The 21,839-nt window shown below is 70.5% G+C and carries 17 protein-coding genes and 1 pseudogene; 7 read left to right on the forward strand and 11 right to left on the reverse strand.

Annotated features, from left to right (window positions below; all coding sequences use genetic code 11):
* Window positions 1–435: 435 nt before the first annotated feature.
* Both ACRX5W_RS25665 and ACRX5W_RS25670 read right to left on the reverse strand, forming a co-directional pair.
* Entirely contained in the window at window positions 436–1,197 is a 762-nt protein-coding gene (locus ACRX5W_RS25665; RefSeq protein ID WP_436790664.1) for an anti-sigma factor antagonist, read from the reverse strand.
* A gap of 278 nt (window positions 1,198–1,475) precedes the next feature.
* Window positions 1,476–2,648 carry an MBL fold metallo-hydrolase gene (locus tag ACRX5W_RS25670; protein WP_436790665.1) on the reverse strand — a complete coding sequence of 391 codons (1,173 nt, stop codon included), beginning with the start codon at window positions 2,646–2,648 and terminating at the stop codon, window positions 1,476–1,478.
* 347 nt (window positions 2,649–2,995) lie between these two features.
* Between ACRX5W_RS25670 and ACRX5W_RS25675 the strand changes: the two genes are divergently transcribed.
* Window positions 2,996–4,438, forward strand: coding sequence for a WGR domain-containing protein (locus ACRX5W_RS25675; protein ID WP_436790666.1), 1,443 nt, complete (start codon window positions 2,996–2,998; stop codon window positions 4,436–4,438).
* A gap of 155 nt (window positions 4,439–4,593) precedes the next feature.
* On the opposite strand, the gene ACRX5W_RS25680 is transcribed toward ACRX5W_RS25675, so the two are convergent.
* From ACRX5W_RS25680 to ACRX5W_RS25690, 3 genes are all read right to left on the reverse strand, one after another.
* Window positions 4,594–5,010: a hypothetical protein gene (locus ACRX5W_RS25680; protein ID WP_436790667.1), complete on the reverse strand. Its 417-nt coding sequence runs from the start codon at window positions 5,008–5,010 to the stop codon at window positions 4,594–4,596.
* Window positions 5,011–5,166: 156 nt separating this feature from the next.
* Window positions 5,167–7,200, reverse strand: a complete 2,034-nt coding sequence (locus ACRX5W_RS25685) for a bifunctional glycosyltransferase 87/phosphatase PAP2 family protein (protein ID WP_436790668.1) — start codon at window positions 7,198–7,200, stop codon at window positions 5,167–5,169.
* A gap of 276 nt (window positions 7,201–7,476) precedes the next feature.
* Window positions 7,477–9,357 carry a bifunctional glycosyltransferase 87/phosphatase PAP2 family protein gene (locus ACRX5W_RS25690; protein ID WP_436790669.1) on the reverse strand — a complete coding sequence of 627 codons (1,881 nt, stop codon included), beginning with the start codon at window positions 9,355–9,357 and terminating at the stop codon, window positions 7,477–7,479.
* A 53-nt stretch (window positions 9,358–9,410) separates the two neighbouring features.
* Here ACRX5W_RS25690 and ACRX5W_RS25695 point away from each other — a divergent pair, with 53 nt between their 5' ends.
* The 4 genes from ACRX5W_RS25695 to ACRX5W_RS25710 all read left to right on the forward strand — a co-directional run bounded on the left by ACRX5W_RS25695 (window position 9,411) and on the right by ACRX5W_RS25710 (window position 15,440).
* On the forward strand, window positions 9,411–9,896 hold the full coding sequence (locus tag ACRX5W_RS25695) for a hypothetical protein (protein ID WP_436790670.1): 486 nt from the start codon (window positions 9,411–9,413) through the stop codon (window positions 9,894–9,896).
* Window positions 9,897–10,018: 122 nt separating this feature from the next.
* Window positions 10,019–10,534 (forward strand): transglycosylase family protein, encoded by a 516-nt coding sequence (locus ACRX5W_RS25700; RefSeq protein ID WP_436790671.1) that lies wholly within the window; start codon window positions 10,019–10,021, stop codon window positions 10,532–10,534.
* 152 nt (window positions 10,535–10,686) lie between these two features.
* A complete protein-coding gene (locus tag ACRX5W_RS25705) occupies window positions 10,687–11,952 on the forward strand; it encodes a metallophosphoesterase family protein (protein WP_436790672.1) in 1,266 nt (421 codons plus the stop codon).
* Window positions 11,949–15,440 carry an AAA family ATPase gene (locus tag ACRX5W_RS25710; RefSeq protein ID WP_436790673.1) on the forward strand — a complete coding sequence of 1,164 codons (3,492 nt, stop codon included), beginning with the start codon at window positions 11,949–11,951 and terminating at the stop codon, window positions 15,438–15,440. Before ACRX5W_RS25705 ends, ACRX5W_RS25710 begins: the two co-directional genes overlap by 4 nt.
* A gap of 58 nt (window positions 15,441–15,498) precedes the next feature.
* Here the strand turns inward: ACRX5W_RS25710 and ACRX5W_RS25715 are convergent, their stop codons facing one another.
* The 3 genes and pseudogenes from ACRX5W_RS25715 to ACRX5W_RS25725 form a co-directional block, all read right to left on the reverse strand.
* Window positions 15,499–15,717 carry a hypothetical protein gene (locus ACRX5W_RS25715; protein WP_436790674.1) on the reverse strand — a complete coding sequence of 73 codons (219 nt, stop codon included), beginning with the start codon at window positions 15,715–15,717 and terminating at the stop codon, window positions 15,499–15,501.
* A 260-nt stretch (window positions 15,718–15,977) separates the two neighbouring features.
* Window positions 15,978–16,241 carry a TipAS antibiotic-recognition domain-containing protein gene (locus ACRX5W_RS25720; protein WP_436790690.1) on the reverse strand — a complete coding sequence of 88 codons (264 nt, stop codon included), beginning with the start codon at window positions 16,239–16,241 and terminating at the stop codon, window positions 15,978–15,980.
* Window positions 16,150–16,842, reverse strand: a pseudogene (locus ACRX5W_RS25725) (MerR family transcriptional regulator); the annotation flags it as partial. The gene ACRX5W_RS25720 and the pseudogene ACRX5W_RS25725, both read right to left, overlap by 92 nt.
* A gap of 193 nt (window positions 16,843–17,035) precedes the next feature.
* Between ACRX5W_RS25725 and ACRX5W_RS25730 the strand changes: the two are divergent.
* Window positions 17,036–18,298, forward strand: a complete 1,263-nt coding sequence (locus tag ACRX5W_RS25730; protein ID WP_436790675.1) for a glycosyltransferase — start codon at window positions 17,036–17,038, stop codon at window positions 18,296–18,298.
* On the opposite strand, the gene ACRX5W_RS25735 is transcribed toward ACRX5W_RS25730, so the two are convergent.
* The gene (locus tag ACRX5W_RS25735) at window positions 18,285–19,157 is read right to left on the reverse strand and encodes a spermidine synthase (RefSeq protein ID WP_436790676.1); all 873 of its coding nucleotides are present in this window, start codon (window positions 19,155–19,157) and stop codon (window positions 18,285–18,287) included. The genes ACRX5W_RS25730 and ACRX5W_RS25735 overlap by 14 nt on opposite strands.
* A 168-nt stretch (window positions 19,158–19,325) precedes the next feature.
* Here ACRX5W_RS25735 and ACRX5W_RS25740 point away from each other — a divergent pair, with 168 nt between their 5' ends.
* Complete coding sequence (locus tag ACRX5W_RS25740; protein ID WP_436790677.1) at window positions 19,326–20,474, forward strand: RNA-guided endonuclease InsQ/TnpB family protein; 1,149 nt, start codon at window positions 19,326–19,328, stop codon at window positions 20,472–20,474.
* Between the two features lie 82 nt (window positions 20,475–20,556).
* Here ACRX5W_RS25740 and ACRX5W_RS25745 read toward each other — a convergent pair whose 3' ends face one another.
* Together ACRX5W_RS25745 and ACRX5W_RS25750 are read right to left on the reverse strand one after the other, a co-directional pair.
* Window positions 20,557–21,021, reverse strand: a complete 465-nt coding sequence (locus ACRX5W_RS25745; protein WP_436790678.1) for a hypothetical protein — start codon at window positions 21,019–21,021, stop codon at window positions 20,557–20,559.
* 59 nt (window positions 21,022–21,080) lie between these two features.
* Window positions 21,081–21,341 carry a hypothetical protein gene (locus ACRX5W_RS25750; RefSeq protein WP_436790679.1) on the reverse strand — a complete coding sequence of 87 codons (261 nt, stop codon included), beginning with the start codon at window positions 21,339–21,341 and terminating at the stop codon, window positions 21,081–21,083.
* Between the last annotated feature and the right edge of the window lie 498 nt (window positions 21,342–21,839).

Genomic DNA, 21,839 nt, shown 5'->3' on the forward strand with positions numbered 1-21,839 from the left:
TGGCCGGCTGCCGCCCAGCAGATCACCCGAACGGATAAGCGAGGCAAGGGCGTCGGCAAGGCGTTCACCGCGCGAGCGACGCTCGTTGCGGCGAGGCCGGCGCAGCCGCTCGCCCACGAGCATGGCGAACCGTTCGACGTCCAACGCTGCCCCACCTCATGTTCCACGGCCGCGCCGCGCGCCGAGCGCACGGCAGCGGCCCACCGGCTGTCCGCCGACCGTATTCGGCCGGTCCGCATCCAGTGTGTGGCAACCGGGGCGGCCGTCCGCGTCCGCACCCGCCATCGCGGTCCACAGGCGACGCGCCCGGCCACGACACCCCCACGGCCGGGCCGTGCGACGAGGCAGCGCGGCCAAGCAGCGCAACCGGGCCCGCGAGACGCCGGACTCCCGACGGCAGGTTCGGCCCGCGTCTGCGGCGCCTCCGCGACCGCCTCAGCTCCCCGTCGCCGATCCCTCCGAGGGCTCGTTGCTCTCGTTCGTGACGTCCACGAAGAACCCGGTCATCTCCACGGGTTCGCCGTTCTCGTCCACGGTCACCTCGCCGACCACCGCGACCGTCCGCGTCGTGCCGTCCGCGAGAAGCAGCCGGTGCCGCGAGATGAACGGCTCACCGTCCACCTCGGTCCCCGCGAAGGCTTCGGGCCGTGCCGGGGCCCGCTCGCCGACCGTCTCGGCCGAATCGCCGGAATCGTCCGGATGGCGCAGCGACAGCATCAGATCGGTGCTCGGCCGCACGCTGTCCGGTGCGAGGCCGAGGAGTTGGTAGGTCTCCGGCGACCACCACCACGCGTCGGTGCGCAGGTTCCACGTGTAGGACCCGGTGGCCGTGCCGGCGTCGCCGTCGAGCGCGGGTACGACCCGGCGCGGTGCCGGCAGGATCTCCGTCAGGCCGGCGACCTCCAGCAGCCGGACCACGCGCGGCCCGGCGGCCAGCAGGTCGAGGCCGCCGCCCGCGTCGAGTGCGCGGCGGCGTACCCGTAACAGCAGGTGGATGCCGCTGGAATCCATGAAGTCGACGGAGCCGAGGTCCACTTCGATGTGGATGCGGCCGTTGTCGATCTGGCGGTACATCAGCGCCTCGATGCGCGGACCGCTGTCCATGTCGATCTCGCCGCCGACGTGCACACGTGCGCGGTTCGGCGCGGGCACCGTGACGCGCACCGTGAACAGGGGCGGAATGGAGCCCGTGGTCACCAAGGCCTCCTCAGGTGTGAACCGGTGCTTTCTGTTTCCGGACGGCGGCGCGCCGACGAAGTGCGGCGTACGTGCGTGCGGGCGGTCGGGCGGATGGGACGGACCTGTGGCGGCAGGGTTGGTGACGGCCCCGATCGTACGCCTCCACCGGCCTCTACACGTGTTGTTCCTGAACCACATGGCCCAGAATCGGCCGCGCCAGAGGGCGATACATCACCGAACGGCCTTGAATCGGTGAAAAAACCGGCATGCGGGCAAGGAGGCGTTCTCTGCCGAGATCAACCGGCGACCGGCTCCTTGCGCGGCGGGTCCTGAAGCGGCGAACCCCCAAGCGAGGCCTCCACAGTTACGTCCACGGGCTTCCCGCGACCCGGTTCCCGCAGCGGGGCGATGTCGCGCCACCAGTCGCCGTCCGGCAGACCCAGCGCGGGCTCCACGAACGCGCCCGGCCACGGGACGGCGACCGGCACGCCCAGACGCGCCGTCTCGGCCACCGTGCGGGCCGCCGGTTCATGCCACGCGTGCGGAGCGAGGTCGAAGGTGGCCCAGTGGATCGGCAGCAGGACGCCCCCGGCCAGGTCCACGTGCGCCCGCACACCCTCCTCCGGCGTGAGATGCACGTCGGGCCATGCGTCGCAGTAGGCCCCGACCTGCATCATCGTCAGGTCGAAGGGGCCGTACGCGTCGCCCAGGTCCACGAACCCCGGGAAGTAGCCGGTGTCACCGCTGTGGAAGACCCGGTGCGCAGGGCCGGCGACCACCCACGACGCCCACAGCACCGTGCCCAGCACCCGCGCGCCCCGGTTGCAGTAGTGCCGCGCCGGCGTCGCGGTGAACGAGAGCCCGGCGACCTCCGCCGACTCGTGCCAGTCGAGTTCGGTGATGCGTTCGTCCGGCACACCCCAGCGCTCCAGATGCGCACCCAGGCCCAACGGCACCAGGAACTGCGCGTCGCGCCGCGCGAGCGCCTTCACGGTGGCCATGTCGAGGTGGTCGTAGTGGTCGTGCGAGATCACCACGGCGTCCACGTACGGCAGTTCCGGCCAGCGCATCGGCAGCGCGTGCAGCCGTGCCGGGCCGAACGCCGCCGACGGCGAACACCGCGTGCTCCACACCGGGTCGAACAGCACCCGCCGGTTGTCGATCTCCACGAGGACCGTCGCGTGACCGAGCCACGTCGCACGCAGCCCCGACTCGGGCCCGTCGGCGTAGTCCGCCGCGCGCCGCCACGTCAGCGGGATCGCTCCCGATGGCCGGCGCAGCCCGGCGGCGGCGCGCTGCCGGCGCAGCATCAGCCGGAGCGCTCCGTCGGCCATGCGCCGGGTGGGGACCGGATTGCGGAACGCCCCGTCGAAGAAGTGCGGGGAACGGCGCACACGCGCCAGACGGTCTCCGGCAGGGCGGGCGCCGAAGGCGGCGGGCCACTGCGGCGCGAAGGCTTGCCCGGTCACGCAACTCTCCAAGCAGGTCCGGACGCCGAGGACGGGCCGCGGTCCGCCGCATGCCCGTCTCTGCCGCCGATCAGCAAAACGAGGGGAGACTAACCCCCGAGCTTCCGCTGAAACGTCGTCCGGGAGAAGGGCTGTTCCCGGCCGCAGTCGTTCGTGCGGAGTATCCGAAGGCCCCAGCCGACGCGTTCCGGCCGGGCCCTGTGCTTCTTGCCCGCGACCCCAGCGGCTGTCGGGATCGCCCTCTAGGCTCGGCACATCGCCGCGAAGGAGTGACGGGGGCCAACTCCTGTGCCGACGGCGACACTTCCCGACTTCGTGCAACAAATCATGCCAAGGGGTGACCGGCGATGGCCGACTCGACGTCGTATCTGGAGCTGTCCGAGGACGGCGGGGGCTCGCACAAGTTCTACGAAGTCGTCGTCTCCGGCACGGACGTCACGATCACCTACGGCCGCATCGGCGTGCCGGGCAAGGCCACCACGACGTCGTACCCGACAGCGGAGAAGGCCGCCGCGGCCGCCGCCAAGAAGGTCGCCGACAAGAAGCGCAAGGGTTACGAGGAGGCCATACGCGGCGTGCGCAAGCGCCGCGCGGTCAGCCGCCGCCCGGCCCCGTCCCCCTCGTCGTCCGGCTCCCGCACCCCGTCCAACGTGCGCCGCGCCCCGGTCCTGTGGAAGTACAACTCCGGCTCCCCGGCGTTCGGGGTCTTCATCGACGCCGACCGCGCGATGGTCGGCAACGAGCGCGGTGACGTGTGGACCCTGAACCACGAGGGCGACGTCACCAACCGCTACAAGCTGCCCGACGGCGTCAAGTGCATCGTCGGCGACGACTCGTGGATCTACGCCGGCTGCGACGACGGCAACGTCTACGACATCGGCGGCAAGGCGCCGCGCGTCGCGTACGAGATCGCCGAGAACATCGACATCTACTGGCTCGACATCCACGACGGCACGCTCGGCGTCTCGGACAGGGACGGCGGCATCACCACGGTCGACCACGAGGACGACACGCTGTGGGCCGAGAAGGGCCGCGGCACCGGCGCGTGGATGGTCCGCGTCGACGGCGACGGCGTCTACCACGGGCACTCCGCGGGCGTCGAGGCGTTCGGCAAGGACGGCAAGAAGCTGTGGCACACCAAGACCACGGGTTCGGTGCTGTTCGGCTGGCAGGAGAAGGACGACGTCTACGCGGGAACGTCGGGCAACAAGGTGCACCGCATCCGCAAGAGCGACGGCGAGATGCTGGCGACGTACCCCTGCAACGCCTCCGTCTTCAGTTGCGCGACCGCGCGCGACGGCGAGTACGTCTTCGCGGGTGACAGCTCGTCGTCGATCTACTGCTTCAAGGCCGACGGGACGCGGCTGTGGAAGCTGGCCTCCGGCTGCGGCTCGGCGTACTCGATGCAGTACCACGAGGAGCGCCTGTACATCGTCACCACAAGCGGCCAGCTCGCCTGCATCGACGTCAGCGAGGCCGCGATCCACGCCGCCGAGCAGGGCACCGTGCCGACCGTGCGCGACGTCAAGCTGGCGTCCCTCGACGCGGTGGTGCCGACCGCTGACGTGGAGACCACCGCGGACGCGGGCAACGGCGTCGTCGTCGAGTGCGTCAACGTCGGCGGGCGCCTGCGTGTCCACGTCGTGACGGCGGGCTACGAGTCCGGCTGGAACGTGCAGTTCCCGAAGAACATGCGCGTCGAAGGCGCCCGCTATGTCGTCGAGAGCGTCCGCGAGTCCGCGCAGGGCGGCTTCTACCGCGCCCACGGCGAGATCAAGCGCCTGGTCTGAGCCCTCTGAGCCCTCTGAGGCATCTGAGCCCTCTGGGCCCAGGGGCACCTGGAGGCCACGAGAAAACGGGACGGTCCGGCACTCCTCGGGGGAATGGAGTGCCGGACCTCGGGGTGCCCGTATGGACGATCAGGTGAAGCAGGCGATCAGCCTGATCAGACCGATCCGACCAACTTGGGCAGCCTGTGGCGGTCGGTGTCCGCGATCGCCGCGGGCGGGGCGCCCTGCGGGCCCGGGGCGACGTTCGGGTCCACGGACGGAGTGACGCTCGCGGTGCCGGTGTCCGCGACCTTGTCGGCCACCGGCGTGACCGAGCCGACCGTCGCGGGCACGCCGCCCTGCACTGCGTCGCCCGCCTTGGCGCCGGTGCCCTGGACCAGGTTGCCGGCCCCCGGCACCTTGTCGGCGACCCCGCCGACCGCGGGCGCGTCCGGCGCGCTCACGCCGTTCAGCGCACCGCCGATGTCGAGCGGCGCGTCGGCGTGTGCGGACGAGGCGCCGAGCAGAGGCGCCATGCCCGCCGCGGCGATCAACAGGGCGGACTGGGCGACGCGGCGCGTGATGTGCGTCATCGTGCTCCTCGGTCGAGACAGTGGTACGGCGGCCGTCCCGTGTGCGGAACGGCCACCGTGTTTACCGCTCGACCGTCCGGGTGGTTGCGGGCGATCCGGGCAAAGCCTTGGCAATGCTTCGGCCTGCCGCGTTGTTTGCCGTGGTTTTCATCGTGGTCAGCGAAGAATCGGCGTCTTCCGAGCAGTCGGAGGATTGTCCTGCTTCGGGATCTCGGCCTCCGGGGACTCCTCGGTGTCCCGGAACGGGTTCCGCCCGGTCAGGGCGTACTGCACCCCCAGGCCGACGGAGATCACCGCGGCACCGCCGACCGCGTCCAGGATGTAGTGGTTCGCCGTCGCCATGACCACGAACGTCGTGGTCAGCGGATACGCCAGGCCCAACACCTTCATCCAGACCTTCGGCGCCATGCACAGGATGACCAGGCCGCACCACAGCGACCAGCCCACATGCAGCGACGGCATCGCCGCGTACTGGTTCGAGACCTCGGTCAGCGCGCCGAAGTCCGGGTTGGCCAGATCCTGCGGGCCGTGCACGGTGTCGATGTAGTCGTGGCCCGGCATCAGCCGCGGCGGCGCGAGCGGGTAGAGCCAGAACCCGATCAACCCCGTCGCGGTCGCGACGCACAGCACCGTGCGCGCCGAGCGGTACTGCGCGGGCCGGGAGATGTAGAGCCACGCCAGCAGGCTCAGCGGCACCAGGAAGTGGAACGTCTCGTAGAAGAACCCGCTGAACGCCTTGAGCCACTCCGTCTTGGCGGTGAACTGGTTGAGCGCGTACTCCATGTCGATGTGCAGGAACTGCTCGATGCCGATGATCTGGCGGCCGTTTTCCTCGGCGACCGTGCGCTGGTCGGGCACCGACGCGCGGATGAACGAGTAGAACGAATAGCCGACCCGGATCAGGATCAGCTCCAGTATCAGGTTGGGCCGCGACAACACGCGCAGACTGTCGGGCAGCAGCGGGATGCGGCGCCCCGGCACACGGCCGGCCGCGGCGAGCTGCGGCGGCCGGGCCTCCCAGGTCGGCGACTCGCGGACCAGGAACGGCATCGCGACCGCCGCGAGCAGCGCCAGCAGCAGGGGTGCGTTGTCGGCGACCGTGCGGGCCGCCGAGAGGTTGCCCGGCAGCAGCTGCTCGCTGTCGAAGACCATCACCGCGGCGACGACCAGCGGCCACACCAGGCGGTCCGCGCGTACCGTGCCGATCCGCCCCACGGCGGCGAGCAGGATCCAGAGCTGCTGGTGCTGCCACGAGACCGGCGAGACCGCGACGACAACGCAGCCGGTCAGTGCGGTGCCGAGCACGGCCTGGTTGTCGAGGGCGTATGCGATCGCCCGGCGCAGACCAAACCAGATCAGCGGCACGGCGACCACGGCGAGCACCGCGTACTCCGCGGGGCCGTGCAGCCCGAGCCGCAGCAGCAGGCCGTGCAGCGACTGGTTGGCGAGCGCGTCCGGCATCCCGCCCAGACCGGCGCCCGCGACGTGGTGCACCCAGTACGTCAGCGAATCCTGCGGCAGCGCGGCCCATGCCAGAGCTGTGCCCGCCGCGAAGGTCCCCACGGAGGTCAGCGCGGTGTTGCGGCGCCGGGTGAACCAGAGGAAGGGGGCGAACAGCAGCATCACCGGCTGAAGCGCCATCGCGACGCCCGCCGAGATTCCCGCGCCCCGGCCCGGCTCGCGCGTCAGGCACGCCGGCAGCACGAGCAGCACCGGCAGCAGGCTCAACTGGCCGAGACTGAGGTTGCCGCGCACCGGCAGCGACACGACCATCAGCGAGATCAGGACGGGCGCGGCCAACACACGCGCGCGGCGGCTGGAGGTGGCGGTGATGCTGCGCGCGACCACGACGCCGACCGCGGCGACGATGAACAGCGTGGCTATGGTCCAGACCACGCCCAGCGTCTCTTCGGCCGCGTTGGTGAGCGGCCGGAGCACGAGTCCGGCGAACGGGGTGCCGGAGAACGGTCTGCCGTGGGTCTCCCCGTCGTACAGCGACCCGGGAAGCTGGAGCACGCCGTCCGTGCCCAGCCACATCTCCAGATCGGCGAGGCGCCGGCCGGGAGGAAGGGTGAGCGTGTGGGCTGCCTGTCGGATCGCCAGGAGCCCCGCGATGAGCCACAGGGCCGCCGGAGCCAGGGGAATCCTGCTCCGTATATCCGAAAGGTGCCTGCCCCCCGTCCGAATCATGTGCCGTTTCTCCTGGTAGATCTCGTGTGTCGGGACGCCGGTCCGCGGTGCGGGGGTCGTGCATTCCCGCTCGGTGGCGGCGCATATGCGTGCGGTACATCCGGTTTTCGCGCTCCGGACACCATGTCATTTGCCCGGAAGGATCGAAAAGCGGGCGACCGCCGCGTGGCGGTGTTCCCCGTATTCTCGACCAGCGGCCCCGGTGCCGCAGAACCGGCCGGGTCCGATCCGCGGCAGAGGATGCGGTTTTCTACCGTTTTATCGCGCATGGATCGCTCATGCGTTCGACTCCACATCCTCCCTGATCGGCGCCGCTCCGTCCCCCGATCGCGGCCCGGGCACCGGCGCCCCGCCCTCGGCGGCGGGCCTGCGCGAGGCCGGAGCCGTCCCGAGACGCGCGAGGAACGCCGGTACGGCGTCGCGCAACCGCCGTCCGGTGAGCGCCCGCTGCACGAGCACCGCCCCACCGAGTGCCAGGGCGGCCCCGACACCGTCGAGGATCCAGTGGTTCGCCGTGCCGACGACCACGAAGGACGTCGCACACGGGTACGCCACCGCGACCGCTTTGATCCACCGCGACCGGGCAACGCACACGACCGCGACCGCACACCACAGTGCCCAGCCGATGTGCAGCGACGGCATGGCGGCGTACGGATTGATCAGGTGGACCGCGAAGACGTACGAGCGCGGACCGCCGGGCAGCGAGGACACCATGCCGCTGCCCGGAAACAGCCTCGGCGGGCACAGTGGATAGAGCCAGTAGCCGATCAGCGCGAGCCCGGTCGTCAGGGCGAGCACCGTGCGCGCCGCGCGGTAGCGCGTCGGGTGGCGGACGTACAGCCACGCGAGTACCACCACCGGTACGACGTAGTGCAGCTCGCGGTAGTAGTCCAACATCAGTTCGAACAAGCGCGTCGAGCGGAGCGAGAAGCGGTTCACCGACGCCTCGATGTCGATGCGCAGGAATTCCTCGATCCTGATGATGTGCCGCGCGTTCTCGATCGCCTGTTCGCGTTGCCGGGGTATGGAAACGCGCAGATCCCCCCGAATGTTCTGATACGCCCAGTAGCCGGCGCGGATCAGCATGAGTTCGAGGAGCAGGTTGGGCCGGGTGACCGGACGCGCCTTGCCCGGCAGCAGCGCCCACCGGCCCGCCGGCAGCGCGGGCGCGGCGGCACGGCGTACCTGCCAGTACGGGTCTTCGCGCGCGCGGAACGGCACCGCACACGCGGCGGCGAGCACCACGAGCGTGGGCACGTTGCCGAACACCGTCGACAGCGACGTCCCGAGCCGGGGGTCGATGACGTCGCGCTCGACCGCGGCCGCGACGACGATCAGCGCGGGCCACACGGGCCGGTCCTCGGGGCGCCCGCCGACCCGTCCGGCCAGTGCGAGCAGCAGCCACAGAAGCTCGTACGTCCATGCCACCGGCAGCACCACGAGCCCCGCGCACACCGCCACCGCGACCGCGAGCAGCGGCTGCCGGTCCGCGTACAGCAGCGCCGCGCGCCGCAGCCCGACCACCGCGACCGCCGTCCCCAGGAGCACCCACGCGAGCGTCATGGTCTCGGTGTCCGCGCCGATGACCCCGTGTGTGTGGTCGGCGGCGATGCGCAGGAGCATGCCGCGCAGCGACGCGTCAGGGCTGTCGCCGGGCAGGTAACGGTCCGTCAGGAGCGGTCGCCACGACGAGCCTTCGAGGCCGTCCACAGGCAACGTGGCGGCAAGGCCCGCAGCCGCGACGCCCGCAGAGGTCACGGCCGGACGCCGGCGGCCGGTCAGCCAGAGCAGCGGAACGACGGCGAGTGCCACAGGATCCAGGACCGCCGCGACTCCTGTCGCCGCGCCGCGCAGGCGCTCCGGCACCCGCGCTCCCGCGTCGAGCAGCACGAGCGCGACGGCCGCGAACACCCACGGTGCGATGTCGATTGCGCTGCGTCCCGGGGGCGACAGCACCACCAAAACGCCCGCGCCGAGGATCGCCGGCGCGTGCGCGCGGATATTGACCTGCGCGGACCCGATCCGACGATCCGTCAGGCCACTCATCCGCCCCACGGTAGCGACGCCGCACGCCGACAGTGTGGGGAAGTCCGTCCACTCCGGCGCTCCCGAGGCTGCCCCGATTCTCTGACGGCGGATCGGCGTTCGTGAAAGCATGGGCGGCGCATGTGGCGTGGCGCACAGGCCGGTCGTCGTGGGGGGAGTGGAACATGTCGCATCAGGAGCCGCCGCCGTACGGGAGTTCGGGCGACCCTTACGGTGGCCAGGGCTCGGGGCCGGGCGGGCAGCCCTACGGTCAGCAGCCGGGGCAGCCGTATGGCCAGGCTTACGGCCAACAGCCATATCAGCAGCAGCCGTACCAGCAACCCGGCCAACCGCCGTACCAGCCACCGCCGTACGGTGAGCCGTTCCCCGGTCAGAGCCCTCCGCCCCCACGCCGCTCCGGCCGCAATCCGCTCATCACGGTCGTGCTGGCGCTGGTCCTCGTCGCCGCGGTGGTCACCGCGGTGATCCTGATGACCGGCGACGACGGCGACGACAATCCGGGTAAAACGAACGAAACGCCGGGACAGCAGCAGCCGGGCATTCCCACCGATTTGTTCCCGAGCGGCCTCCCGAGCGATCTTCAGCTTCCCAGCGGCCTCGAACTCCCCAGCGACTTCCCGACCGACGTCATCGGCGGCCTGGAAGGCTGACCCGCCAAAAGATCCTTCGGGCGTACGGTCGCGGTGTTCCGTGGGCCGACCGGGTGTCTCACGGCGTGGTGCGCACCCGAAAACGCCGGGGCCCGACGAAGGCGTGCCTAGCGTCAGGGCGCATGTACCGACGGACTGTTCGATCTTCGGCGTACCTCATCGCCGGCACCGTGCTGGCGATGGTGCTCGGCACGGCCGCGGCGGCACCGGCCCACGCGGTGTCCGACGCCACCTGGGACCGGCTGGCGATGTGCGAGAGCAGCGGCCGGTGGAGCATCAACACCGGCAACGGCTATTACGGCGGGCTCCAGATCCTGCCGTCCACCTGGAACGAGGCCGGCGGCCGGACCTACGCCGCACTCCCGCACCAGGCGACGCGGCGGCAGCAGATCAACATCGCCGAGCGCATCCTGCGGTGGCAGGGCTGGGACGCCTGGCCGCAGTGCTCGCGCTCTCTCGGCCTGCACGCCGTGCCCATCACGACCACCTACGTGGTGCAGGACGGCGACACCCTGGCGTCGATCGCGGATCTTTTCGACGTCGCCGGCGGCTGGGAGACGCTCTACGTCATCAACCGGGAAGTGATCGGCCCCGACCCCGACATCGTGTTCTCCGGCACGTGGCTCGACATCCCCTGACACCTCACCGCCGGCCACGCGGCAAGCCCGCCAGGCAGGTTCGGCTCGATCGCTCGGATCCCGGGATTCGGCAAAGGTCCCGGGACCCGTCGGCGCACGGCATATCCTGGGCACCTGTCGATCAACCGCCCGGATGGAGGGCCAGCGGCCGGATGAAGCTGTTGCACGCTGCCGACCTGCACATCGACAGCCCGCTGCGAGGCCTGTCCCGCTATCCGGGCGCCCCCGCCGAGGAGTTCCGCGGGGCCGTGCGCCGCGCCCTGGAGAATCTGGTCGACCTCGCCCTCCACGAATCCGTCGACGCCGTGCTCCTCGCCGGCGACATCTACGACGGCGACTGGAAGGACTACCGGACCGGCCTGTTCTTCGGATCGCAGATGCAGCGCCTGCGCGAGGCCGGAATCAAGGTCTGCATGATCTCGGGCAACCACGACGCGCAAAGCAGGATCACCAAGGAGCTGAGGCTCCCGGACAACGTCCGCAGCCTCACCACCGCCCGGCCCGAGACGATCGAATACCCCGACCTCGGACTCGCCGTCCACGGCCAGGGCTTCGCCGAACGCGACATCACGGATAATCTCGCCCTCGGCTATCCCAAGGCACGTGACGGCTTCCTCAACGTCGGCCTGCTGCACACCGCGCTCGAAGGCGCCGACGACAACCACGCCCTCTACGCCCCGTGCCGTGTCGATGACCTGGCCGCGCACGGCTACGACTACTGGGCCCTCGGACACATCCACACCCGTCGGGTCGTCCGTGCCGGCGACCCGTGGATCGTCTTCCCGGGCAACCTCCAGGGCCGCCACGCGCGCGAGACCGGTCCCAAAGGCGCCACCCTCGTCACCGCCGACGGGCCGCGCGTCACCGCCGAACATCGCGATCTGGACGTCGTGCGCTGGGACCACCTGCACGTCGACGCGTCCGGTGCGGGTGACGTCGAGAGTGCCCTCGGCCTCGCCGACCAGGGCATGCGCGGCAGCGTGCGCGCCGCCGACGGCCGACCGCTCGCCCTGCGGATCAGCTTCACCGGCCCGTCCGACGCACACCAGGCCCTGTGGCGCGACATCGACCGCGTCGAGAACGAACTGCGCGCAGCCGCAGGCGACTTGGACGACGTCTGGATCGAGAAGGTACGCGTCGCCACGACCCATCCGGTACGCCGCGAAGACAGTTCGGGCGACCTGACCGAGCTGGTCGGCGACCTGCGCGCCACCGCGTCGGAGATACGCGCGGACGCGGCCGAGCTGGAGAAGCTCATCCGCCGCCTGCCCGGCCTTCGGGGCATAGGCGCCGCAGTCGACGGCGAGGGCGTGCGCGTCGACGACGAGGCCTGGCGTACCCGCGTCTTCGACGAAGCGGTCGACCTGCTCGCCGCTATGGTCGGCGGCGACGCCCCGGGCCCCGGGAGCGGCGCGTGAGGATCGACCGGCTCGACCTCACCGCCTTCGGCTGCTTCACCGACCGCTCCCTCGACCTCTCCGCACCCGGCGTCCACATCGTGGCGGGACCCAACGAGGCGGGAAAGTCGACCGCACGACACGCCATCGGGCAACTGCTGTACGGCATCGATTTGCGCAGCACGTACGACTTCGTCCACGCCAAGGCCGACATGCGGCTCGGCGCACTGCTGCGTGACGGGCGCGGCGAAACCCTGGAGATCGTCCGGCACAAGCGCGCCAACAACACGCTCACCACACCCGAGGGCACGCCGATCGCGGAGAGGGAGCTGATCCGCGTCCTCGCCGACATCGGCGCCGAGGAGTTCCACCGGGTCTTCGCTCTCGACCACGACGAACTCCGGCGCGGGGGAAGCGCTTTGCTGGCAGGCAAAGGCGACGTCGGCCGGGCTCTCTTCGAGTCTCGGTCGAGCAGCCGGCTCGCCGAAGTCCAACAGGCCCTGCTCGACAAGTCCGGCGAGCTGTGGCGCCCCAACAGCAAGCGCCGCATCAACACCGCTCTCAAGCGCATCGGCGAACTCCGCCGCGAGGTACGTGACTTGGAGCTTGCCCCGCGAGACTTCGCGGTCGCCGAGAAGGCCGTCGAAAAAGCCGCCGAGGAGTACACCCGGCTGGCGACCGACCTGCGCGAGCTCCGGGCTCGACACTCCCGACTCACCCAGGTCCGCACCGCGCTTCCGCAACTGCTGAGGCGCGCGGAGCTCCTGGCCCGCATCGCCGAGGAAGCCGCGTCCGGTCCCGTCGTCACCGACGACATCGCCGCCGAACTCGAAAGCGTCACTGCCCGCCTGCACAAGGCGCGCAGCGACACCGCGCACGACCGTGCCGCACTCGCCGAAACGCGAGCCGAACTCTCCGCATTCGACGTCGACACCGTCCATCTTGAGCACGCCGACACCCTCGACGCCCTGTATGTCGAAGCCAGCGCGGTGCGCGAAGCTGCGACGCAACTGAATTACGCAGAAGCCGAGTTGCAAAGGTTGCGCGCGCACGCGCAGGAACGGCTGGAGGCCGTTCGCCCCGGACGGTCCGTCGACGACCCCGCCGCGTACGCCCTGCCCCCCGACCTCACCGACCGCATCGCCGCCCTGCGCTACCGACTCACCGCACTGGACACCGCGCTGGCCGGAGCCCGCGAACACGTCGAGCGCCGTACCGAAAAGCTCGCTGCTGCCCGCACCGCGCTCGCCGCCATGCCCCCGGTGCCCCGCCCGGACCCGCTGCGCGCGTTGCGTGGCGTGATGCCCGACGGTCTGGCCGCCGACATCGTCAGACACGATCAGCGCGCCGCCGAACTCAGTGCCAAGGCCGACGCCCTCCGCGCCCGCCACGGCCTCGAAAGCGTCCCCGACGACGTCCTGATACGCCTGCCTGTGCCGACCCGCGACCACATCGACGAGCACCGCGGCGCACGCGACGTCCTCCGCACGGAATCGGATACCGTCGCCACCCGGCGCCGGGAGACCGCCGGGCAACTCGACACCGCCCGACGCGAACTGGGCCCGCTGTTGCGTACCGCCACCGCCCCCACCGAAGGCGAACTCAGTGCCGCCCGCACCGAACGCGATTCTTTGTGGCGCGAGTTGCGAACCATGCCAGGCGCACCGACCGATGTCGCGGCGGCCTTCGAACGTGCCGTCGCCCATGCCGACGACATCGCCGACGGCATGCGTCGCCGCGCAGCCGAGTCTCTGCGACGCGTGCAGCTTGAGGCGGCCATCGAGCACGACCGGGCACTTCTGGCCGAACTGGACGATGTCCAAGCCGAGTTGGACAGACGCAATGCCGACCTCGCGGCGCAATGGACGTCCTTGTGGGACCCGTGGGCGCAGGCGGGCGCCAGGCCTCCGGAGCCGTCGGGGGCCGGCCCAGTCGTGGATGCGATCGCTGAGTTGACCGGGATCACCAGCGAACTCGGGCCGCTGCGGCGGACCTTGGCGGACCTGCGCGCGCAGGAGGCCCACCTGATCTCACGCTTCCGCACGGAGCTGGCGGACGCGGGAGCCCCCACCGACGCCACGTCACTGCGCGAACTCGCCGCGCTCGCCGACCTGCGGATCACCGCACTCACCGAAGCCCTGCGCGACCGCGAGGCCGCCGAAGCCCGCGCAAAGGCCGCAGCCGTCGAACTCGACGAAGCCAGAGTCGTGTTGGACGAAGCCGAGGCCGCCCGCGCGGACTGGGAGCAGGCGTGGGCGGAGGTCGCACAGACCGCCGACCTGGAGGCAGCCGACTTCGGTGCCCTGACGTCCGCGGCCGACACCCTCGCCGAGGTGGCCCGCACTGCCGGGGAGACCGCCGAGACCATCCGGCGCCGCGACGAGGCAGCCGCCCGCGTCGCCGACTTCGATGCCCGGCTCGCGGCCTTGCTCGCCGACGGCTGGCAGACCGAGCCGGCCCCCGGCCCCGCCCGTTTCGCACAACTGACCGAGCACCACGACGCCCTGGCCCGGGCCCGCAAGGCCCACGACGCCTGGGAGCTCCTCAATGCCCAAGCCGAACGCCTCACGCGGCGTATCGAGGCCGGCGAAGCGGTGGTGACCGCGGCGGCGGCCGAACTGGCCGCCCTGGTCGAGTCAGCGGGCGTCGACGACGAGAACGCCCTGCGCGATGCCGTCGCCCGGACCTTCCGCCTTCGTGAACTCCGCGAGGAACGGGACACAGCGGAAGGCCTGCTGCTCGACACGGGCATGCCCATATCGGAGCTCGAACGCCTCACCGACGGCTGGACCGTTCCCGAACTCGACGCCGTTTTGCAGCAGTTGGCGTCTGACGTCGCGAACGCGGAGGCGGCGTACACCGCACAGGGCACGGAACTCGGGCGCGTACGCCAGGTACTCGCCGCAATCGACGACTCCGCCCGCGCCGCCCAGGCGCAAGAGGCGGCGACCGCGCAGATCGCCGAGCTCGCCCTGGACGTCGAGCAGTACGTCCGCCTGGAGCTCGCCCGCGAGGTCCTGCTGCGCTGCATCGAGGACTACCGGCGCGACAACCAGGACCCCGTCCTCGCCCGCGCCAAAGAGCTGTTCACCGCCCTCACCGGCGGCAGGTTCGACGACCTGGTCACCGGCACCGACACCAAGACCGGCAGCGCCGTCCTCACCGCGCGCCGCGCCGGCGCGGGCCGACACGTCACGGTCGGTGTCGAGGCGATGAGCGAGGGCACCCGAGACCAGCTCTACCTGGCCCTGCGCCTGGCCACGCTGGAACGCTATGCGGATGCCGAGCGGACGATGCCGCTGATCCTCGACGACATCGCGATGACCTTCGACGACGGCCGGACCTGCGCGCTCCTGCGCGTCCTGGACGGCATGGCGGACCGCTTCCAGGTGATCCTCTTCACCCACCACGCACACCTGGGCGACCTGGCTCGGGCGACACTGCCGGACGGTCGTGCACACGTCCACGCCCTCCCGGTCTTCGCGTCGGGGGCGGCATCGCCTGCCTGAAAAAAATCGCGGCCCGGAGCGAAGTCCGGGCCACGGAACGGCAGTCGAGTCAATACGGTCAGTGGACCGGCTTGAGCTCGTCGTGCCGGTAGAGCGGGCGAAGTCCGTTGGCAAGGCGTACGCCGTACCAGCGGAACGGGGCAACCGGCGGCCGGTGGGCGTCACCGTAGACGTCCGCGACCTCGCCGAGTTGTCCCGCACTGAGACCGACCTGCACCCGGACGCGTGTTCCGACCGGATAGCCCTGTCCCCACGACTTCGACTTGGTTTCTCCCATGAGGGCACCGCCCTTCTGGCCCGGTGGCCTGGCCGACCACGCGTGGCCGTTAAAGACCCCCGCATCGGTTCCCTTCGGCCGTTTGTGAGCGGACCTTGAGCTTATTTGAGTGATAAGAGCCGTAATCAGCCGGTCGAGGGACCGCGTGTTCGGCTAAACGGAGCAGAAACACCGCCGAATCGGTGACGCACGAGGAGATTCCCAGGCCCGGGGCCCGGCAGCGGGCTCACCGCCGCGCCCGCTGCCGGGATCCGACCGGTTCAGTCGCCTTCGACGAGGTGAGTGAGTGCGTACGTCGTCATCGCCTCCGACAGATACGCCGCCAAACCATCGCCCACCCGGTCGTACACCTCGGCGAAGCGGGCGTCGTCGACGTACAACCGCGCCAGGCCCGCATAGGCGTCCGCATCCGGCGTCCANCTCCGACAGATACGCCGCCAAACCATCGCCCACCCGGTCGTACACCTCGGCGAAGCGGGCGTCGTCGACGTACAACCGCGCCAGGCCCGCATAGGCGTCCGCATCCGGCGTCCAGAACAGGGACACCCAGCGATAGTGCTCGGCAACAACGCCGAGCGTGCGGGGATCATCGGCCGGGACCCCTTCGCCGAGCAGGCCGGCCAAACGCTCGACAATGGCCTCGAACCGTTCCTGGATGCCTTGCTTCTCTTCGGCCGACAGCCTTGCCACCTGCCTGTTCGACGCGTCGACCACGGTGTCGCCCCAACGCGCACGGGCCTCGTCCTCGTACCGTGCCGCGTCGAAACCCTCGAACCAGCGCTGCGGCGCGCTCATCCTGCCTCCTTCCGGCGACGCTTCGTCCGCCGCCTTCTCGCGTTCGGCGATGGTCCGGGCAACCGTGCGCGCGAGCAGAGACAACCGGTCGCGCTCACGCACCAATTCGGCATGATGCCGACGCAGCGCCGCGAGTTCGTCGCCGCCCTCGGCCAGCGTCGCGGCGATCCTCTTCAGGCCGAACCCCAACTCGCGCAACACCAGGATGCGTTGCAGCCTCAGCAACTCGCCCTCGCCGTAGCGCCGGACCCCGCCGGGGCCGGTCGACGCTGGACGCAGCAGCCCGATCGCGTCGTAGTGGCGCAGGGTCCGCGACGTCACCCCCGACATCCGAGCCACCTCTGTGATCGACCAGTCCGTCCCAGTGCTCACGGATCACCACCATGTGAACCATCACGACCGGTTTCTCCGGCCGCATCACCAAGCTAGAAGTTGACGCAGCGTCAACCGCAAGCGCTGCGGTCGACCGGCGCAAAGGCGCCACCGGACACCTTCGCGTCGTCCGCCTGAGACGCTTGGCATCGTGAACGTCCTCCTGTGGATCACCGCGCTGTCCGGTGTCGCGTGGCTGTACCTGGCCCTGGCCCACGGCGGCTTCTGGCGTACGGACGTACGGCTCGCGCGGCGCGGCACTCGACGCGTGCCCGACGTCCCGCCCTCGGTGGCGATCGTCGTGCCCGCCCGCGACGAGGCGGAGATCATCGGCACCTCGCTGCCGACCCTGCTTGCGCAGGACTATCCCGGCCCGGCGCGCGTCATCGTCGTCGACGACAGCAGCACCGACGGAACGGGCCCGCTCGCCCGCCGACTCGGCGAATCCGCCGACGCACGGCTGTCCTTGACGGTCACCACGCCCGGCCCGCCCCCGCCCGGCTGGACGGGAAAGCTTTGGGCCGTCCGGCATGGGGTCGCCCTGGCCCGCGACGACGACGACGGTGCGCCCGACTATCTGCTGCTCACCGATGCCGACATCGCGCACGCGCCCGACTCCCTCGCACGTCTCGTGGCCGAAGCCGAAGCGGATACCGGCGCCGGTTTCGAACTGGTCTCCGTGATGGCCCGGCTGCGTGTGCACACCGGCTGGGAGCGCGTCATCGTCCCGGCGTTCGTCTACTTCTTCGGCAAGCTGTTCCCCTTCCGCCGCGTCAACCGGCACGGTGGTCGCACAGCCGCGGCGGCTGGCGGCTGCGTCCTCGTCCGCTCCACCGCCCTCGCGCGCGCCGGCGGCATCGACGCCATCCGTGACGCCGTCATCGACGACGTCACACTCGGCACCGCGGTCAAGCGCAGCGGTGGCCGGGTTCGGCTGGTCCTCGCCGACCCGCCCTGCCCCGGTAACCCGGCCGGACACGAGGGAGCGCCCGTCCACGTCGACAGCGTCCGGCCGTACCCGGCACTCGCCGACCTGTGGCGCATGGTCGCCCGCAGTGCCTTCGCGCAACTGCGGCACTCGTGGCTGCTGTTGGTGGGCACCGTCGTCGGCCTGGCGTTCGTCTACCTTGCCGCGCCCGTGGCCGTGGCCGTCGGCGCGGCGGCAGGTGACCGGCCCCTCGCCGCGGTGGGCGCGCTGACCTGGGCCCTGATGACGGCGACCTATGTGCCGATGATCCGTTATTACGGGCGACCCGCGTACGAGGCTTTGCTTCTGCCCTTCGCGGCCACCCTCTACCTCGGCATGACGGTCGATTCCGCCGTGCAGCATGCGCGCGGGCGTGGCGCGGCGTGGAAGGGCAGGACCTACCCCGCGCCCGGCAGCCCGCCCGCCGGCAGCGTCACCGACGGCTGAAAAGCTTTCCCGGCGGCAGCGGAGAACGCGTCGCCGTCGTGTCCAGCACGACCGCGGCGCCGCCGGTGAAGTCGTCGAGGTCCCGGCCGTGCTGCACGCGGCCGGGAAACGGATCGGCCGCGGTACGCCGGGTCAGTTCCGCGATCGGCAGCTCGCGGCGCGATGCGGCCACCACGATGTTGCCGAAGCGCCGACCACGCAGAACCGCGGGGTCACCGATCATCGCGACATGCGGGAACACCGTGGCTATGGTGGCCAGTTGCGCCCGTACGAAGTCGAGCCCGCCACCGTCCGCGAGATTCGCGGTGTAGACGCCTTCGGTGGCCATCGTGCGGGCGACTTCCTGGACGAACTCGACCGATGTGAGGTGTGCGGGCAGTCGGGAGCCGCCGTACGCGTCGACCACGACCAGCCCGAACACCCCGTCGGGAGCCTTGGCGGTCATCGCGCGTGCGTCACCGTTGCGGATCCGGACCCGGGTGTTCTTGGCGAGTGGGAGATGCTCGCGGACGAAAGCGATGAGCTGCGCGTCTATCTCGACCGTTTGCTGAAGCGACCGGGGGCGGGTCGCGGCGATGTAGCGCGGCAGAGTCATCCCGCCGCCGCCGAGATGCAGCGCCTGGAACGGTCGGCCGGGAGGCGCACACAGATCGGCGACATGGCCGATGCGGCGGATGTACTCGAATTCCAGCCACGTCGGATCGTCCAGGTCGACGTGCGATTGGGGAGCCTCGTCGAGCCGCAGCGTCCATCCCCGCGGGCGGTCGGGATCGGGTTCGAGCTCGACGGTGCCCGAGTCGACGACAGCGCGGATGGACGGGCGGGTGCCTCGGGAACGTCGCTGTCTGTCGGCCGCCATCCGATGTCCTTCGTGGGTACCCCCACGTTCACGTGGGGGGTGAAACGAAGCTCTTGCGGAGCAGGGCAGGGGGTGGCGGTTCGCGCTTCGGGCGGGCCGCCGTTGTCGGTGGTCCCGGCTACCGTGTTGCGCGGTTGTCGGGATGTTCGGGGATGGGGGTGGGCCGCGTTGATCCGTGCGTACAAATTCCGCATGCGGCCTACCGTGGGTCAGCAGGGTGCGCTGGTCGCGATGTTGCGGGACCACTGCGCGCTGTACAACGGTGCGTTGCAGGAGCGCCGCGACGCCTGGCGGCACGTGTCGAGGACGAGCGTCAGGTACGGGGCGCAGTCGGCGCAGCTCAAGGGTATCCGGGCGTTCGACCCGGACGGTCAGGGGCGTTGGTCGTTCAGCTCGCAGCAGGCGACGCTTCGCCGTCTGGACAAGGCGTTCGCGGCGTTCTTCCGCCGCGTCAGGTCCGGTGAGAAGCCCGGGTATCCGCGTTTTCGCGGGGTGCGCTGGTTCGACACGGTCGACTTCCCCAAGGACGGCGACGGCTGCCGCTGGGACAGTACGCCGCACGACCCGGTGACCCGCGTCCGGTTCCAAGGGGTCGGGCACGTCAGGGTCCACCGGCACCGCGCCGTGGTCGGCAAGGTCAAGACCGTGTCGGTCAAGCGGGAGGGCAGGCACTGGTACGTCGTGCTGACCTGCGAGCAGGAGAAGGCCGAGCCGCTGCCCGCGACGGGCAGCGCGGTCGGCATCGACCTGGGCATCGCGAACTTCCTCGCCGACTCGGACGGCGGGTTCGTCCCCAACCCCCGCCACGGCCGACGCGCCGACGCGAGGCTCGCGGCGGCGCAGCAGGCCCTCGCCCGGTTCCCCCGCGTCCGCCGCGACAAGCGCACCGCCCGCCACCGCCGGGCCGTGGACAAGGTCTCCCAACTGCACCGCACGGTGCGGCGCAGGCGGCTCGACCACGCCCACAAGACCGCCCTCGCCCTCGTCCGCGCCCACGACTTCATCGCCCACGAAGACCTCCCAATCCGCACCATGGGCAAGGCCCCCGCGCCGAAGCCCGACCCCGCGACGCCGGGCGGGTTCCTGCCGAACGGTGCGGATGCGAAGGCTGAAAGCGCCGGACGGGAAGTGATCGCCGTGGACCCCCGCAACACCTCCCGACGCTGCCCCCGATGCGGGCACACCGCCAAGGAGAACCGGCCCACACAACAGGAATTCCACTGCGCCGTGTGCGGCCACACCGCGCACGCCGACACCGTGGGAGCCCTCAACGTCCTGCGGGCCGGGCTGGCCCGTCGCAACGCCCCACCGGCATAGCGAGAAGCCACCTCGTTCACGAGGAGGAGGAGTCACGGGAACCAGTATCGGCAGCACAAGGCAGCAGAGCCCGTCCCGCCCCCTACTCGAAGTCCGCCGGCGGAGTCGCAGCCGCGAGACGGGGGCTCTCTTCCGGCGGAAGAACCTGCCACGACATCTGTTCGGCGGCGAAGAAGCACTGCGACCGGCCCACGACGTCGACCGCGTCCACGGGCTCGTACTGCCCCGGGCCGTCGACGGGGTCGAAGTCCAGGTACAGGAGTTCGCCGTGGGTCTCGTCGGAGAAACGCGCGACAACCGGGTCGAAATAGAGCATGCCGGAGAAGCCTTTGCCGTGTTCGAGCCGGTAGTCGCGGAGCCCGGTCAGCCGGAACTCGACAGGCGTCCACGGCCAACCGTGCTCGCGATCACGCGCGTCGACGACGATGCGGGCCGTCGCACCCCCGGGAGCGAAGGGGTCGTCAATGCTCACGCGGGTCACGCAGCCGTTGTCGAAGTCGTACTCGGCAAGCAGATCGCCCAGAGTTTCGGGCGTGAGCAGCGACATCAGGTCCTCCGGTGGGCGTCGTATGACGACACCATGATGGGACCAACGTCGCCCTGCGGTCAGATGCGCGTCGCAGCTCGCGACAGCACACCGCCGATCAGCACGTAAACGACGGCCGCCAGACCTTCGTTGACGAAGATGCGCGCCTTGTAGCCGTCGGGTGTGAACAAGTCCTCCGACCAGCCGGACAGCCCGTTCGCCCAGTCGGCGAGCGTGCTTACGAGGTCGTTGGCGGGGTTGGCCTCCAGAAGCACCAACAGGATGTGCAGGACCAGGATGCCCACGACGACCGCGGTGACGATCCGGATCACGAACGCCACGGGGTTCACGTGGGTGCGGGAACGTGTCGGTGTACTCCTCATGAGTGAACCGGTGCTCCGGATCGCGGAGTCGAAACGGACTTGTCCGACCTGGGAGTTCTGTCCGTGAGCCCCGTGACGGCAGGGTCTCCCGGGACAAACCTCGATTTGCGAGGACGGGACGAGGTGGGTACAGTCGTCGCACCGCTCAGCAGGGAGACCTGAGACAGCTTGCGCCCACGCGCAGGCTGGCTGGTCCCGCGTGCGGGGATCCACACAGCATCGATGTACGAGCTACGACGCGCTCTTCGGCGCTTCGTATTCGTTCTGGTGCGCCCGGATCCGACTCGGAACAACCCGGGACGCGAGCAGGATCGCCGATTAGGCGAAACGAAATGCGATCCGCTAAAGTCTGAGTCGCCGAAGGAAAAGCCCGCAAGGGCGATTCCGAAGGCACCGCGGAAAGCCAAAAACAGACCGGAAACGGTGTGCTAGGCTGGAAGCACAGAAAGACAAAAG

The organism is Yinghuangia sp. YIM S10712, from assembly GCF_051388935.1.
In the GTDB taxonomy this organism is placed as follows: domain Bacteria; phylum Actinomycetota; class Actinomycetes; order Streptomycetales; family Streptomycetaceae; genus Yinghuangia.